3 protein-coding genes are annotated in these 2,644 nt (G+C 53.6%); all 3 read left to right on the top strand.

All coding sequences use genetic code 11. The features are described 5' to 3' along the window. Nucleotides 1-942 (top strand): ATP-binding cassette domain-containing protein (locus B3F49_RS00195; RefSeq protein WP_293908458.1); only part of this gene is annotated, 942 nt, incomplete at its 5' end. Then, nucleotides 926-2,056: an ABC transporter permease gene (locus B3F49_RS00190; RefSeq protein WP_293908457.1), complete on the top strand. Its 1,131-nt coding sequence runs from the start codon at nucleotides 926-928 to the stop codon at nucleotides 2,054-2,056. The genes B3F49_RS00195 and B3F49_RS00190, both read left to right, overlap by 17 nt. 4 nt (nucleotides 2,057-2,060) lie before the next feature. Then, nucleotides 2,061-2,644, top strand: a 584-nt coding sequence (locus tag B3F49_RS00185) for an ABC transporter permease subunit (RefSeq protein WP_414712473.1), incomplete at its 3' end; no start/stop codon positions are given.

The raw sequence follows: 2,644 nt of genomic DNA, 5'->3' as shown, positions 1-2,644 counted from the left end.
CTTATCACCCACAAACTCGATGAGATCAAGAGAATCGCCGACCGTTGCGCAATTCTCTGTAAAGGAAAGCTGGTCGATGTCCTGGATGTCGCCACCACCTCGGTTCAGCACATGTCAGCCTTGATGGTCGGCCGTGATGTCTCACTTACCTTGGAAAAAGAGGAGCATGAGAGAGGAGCCGAAGTCTTGAGGGTGGACAAGCTGCGCGTGGTATCGCCAGACCACATCTGCTTGGTCGATTCTGTGAGCTTCAGCGTACATGAAGGTGAAATCCTGGCGATAGCCGGCGTTTCCGGCAACGGCCAAGTGGAAATTGCCGATGCGATTGCCGGCCTGATCCCGATCAAGAGCGGGAAAATCATGCTCTCAGGCACCGATATCACCAATGTCCCTGTTCGTAAGCGCATCGAAGCGGGGATGAGCTACATCCCCGAAGATCGTCATGCCGTCGGCCTGATCCTCGACTTCCCCCTGCGGGAAAACCTCTGCTTGAAACGGTATTACCGTCCGCCCTACAGCAATGAACGGGGAATATTGCAGAATGAGGCGATGGCCGAGTTGGGCAGGTCGCTGATCGAGGAGTTCGATATCAGGACCAGCAAGGGAAACGACACCCTGGTGCGGAGCATGAGCGGGGGCAACCAGCAGAAGGCGATCATTGCCCGGGAGATCAATCTCGATTCCAAGCTGATCATATTCGTCCAACCCACCCGCGGCTTGGATGTGGGGGCCATTGAGTCGATCCACCTGCGCATCAACAAGCTGCGCAGCGAAGGAAAAGCCATTCTGCTGATCTCATTGGAACTCGATGAGATCATGCAACTGGCCGATACCATTTTGGTCATGTACAACGGCAAGGTGCAGACCATCAAGAAAGCGAATGAACTGACAAAACTTCAGGTCGGTGAATATATGATGGGGGTGCATGTTGAAAAGAACTAGCCTGCTCAAGCGATTGTTCATCCTCTGTTGCGGCAAGGGCAGGCACCAACTGCTCCGCACGTCGCTGTTTTGCATTTTCCTCAGCCTGCTCGCAGGGGCCATCCTGCTTCTGTTGTTGGGCAAGAACCCCCTTGAAGCGTATACGAGCATTCTTCAGGGAGCCGGCATTCTTCCCAAGAGCCGCTATGCAGGTAGAAAGAGCCAGCTGACCGACTTCATGAGCCTGCTCAACTACACCACTCCCATGGTGTTTGCCGCCCTTTCAGTCGCCGTTGCACTGAAGTGCGGAATTTTCAATATCTGTGTCTCGGGCATCATGGTCTTTTCCGGATTCATGGCCACCGTGCTGGTCGGATACTCCAACCTCGACCCTTTCCTTGCAAAAATTCTGGTGGTTTTGATCGGTGCCCTCTCAGGAGCACTGATCGGCATCCTGATCGGCTATCTCAAGCATCGCTTCAATATGAACGAGGTGGTTGTGGCCATCATGCTGAATTATATCATCAGCTATGTGGTGAGCTTCTTCATCCAGACCCGGTTCATCGACCCGATCACCCGCCAATCGGTTGCAGTCGGGCAGAATGCCCGTCTGACGCTCTTCGATCATCCGGTGGGCAATCTCAAGATGGAAATCGCCTTGGTATTCCCCCTTGCCCTGCTTGCAGTCTTTGCCATCAAGTTCATGCTCGACCGCACCCGGTTCGGCTTCGAGTTGAAGGCGGTGGGAAGCAACAGCAAGGCCAGCAAGTATGCCGGAATCCATGTAGGCAAAGCAGTGGTTTTCACCATGCTCATCAGCGGCTCATTGGCAGGTCTTGCAGGGGTTTCCTACTACCTGGGAAGCAACGCCTCCATACAACCCAGGGTGCTTCCCTCCCTGGGATTCGACGCAATCGCAGTGGCCTTGCTGGGAAACACCACCCCCATAGGCAGTTTCTTTGCCTCGCTCTTGGTCATGGTTTTCGATTGCGGCACAACCTACATGTCATCACGCATGCAGGTGCTTCGCGAAATTGCCGCCTTAATCACCAGTATTTTGCTGCTCTTCAGTGCCATCGGCATCTTTTTCAGGAACCTTGCCGATCGATTCGAGCAGGAAGCAGAGGAGGTTTGAACGTATGAATACCATCATCATTGAAGGGCTTTCCTTCTCGCTCCCCCTCTTCATTATTGCCATCGGCGGTATCTACAGCGAAGGAAGCGGTATCACCAACCTCGCTTTGGAAGGCTTGTTGGGCTTCGGGGCTTTCTTTGGAGGTCTCAGCTATGCAGTTCTCAGCAGGACGTTTGCTGGCGATCCCACCGTACTCATTTACGCCTCGCTGGGCTTTGCCATGATCGGCGGAGCCTTGCTTGCCCTCCTGCACGCCCTGATGTGCATCAAGTTCAAGGCAAACCAGGTTATCAGCGGCGTGGTCATCAATATGCTCAGCGTCGCCCTTACCGCTTTTTTGGCCAATCAAATCAATGCGTCATTTTTCGGACAACCTTCGAACAAGTTCTTGTTGGAAGTCTTCCCCAAGGCTACCATCCCCCTGCTCTCCAACATCCCAATTTTAGGCGCAGTGTTCACCGATTTTTATACCTTTGAATTGATTATCGTTGCAGTCGCCCTCTTCATGGCCTACCTGCTTTACAAAACACCGACGGGCATGCATATCCGCGCATGCGGAGACAATCCCCATGCCTTGGCGGCAGCCGG

The sequence above is a fragment of the Sphaerochaeta sp. UBA5836 genome (assembly GCF_002432845.1).
GTDB lineage: Bacteria > Spirochaetota > Spirochaetia > Sphaerochaetales > Sphaerochaetaceae > Sphaerochaeta.
This window is presented reverse-complemented; position numbering and strand designations above follow the sequence as displayed.

Coding starts and splice junctions, on each gene's coding strand:
- B3F49_RS00190 (WP_293908457.1), top strand. CDS start 926: ATGTTGAAAAGAACTAGCCTGCTCAAGCGATTGTTCATCCTCTGTTGC.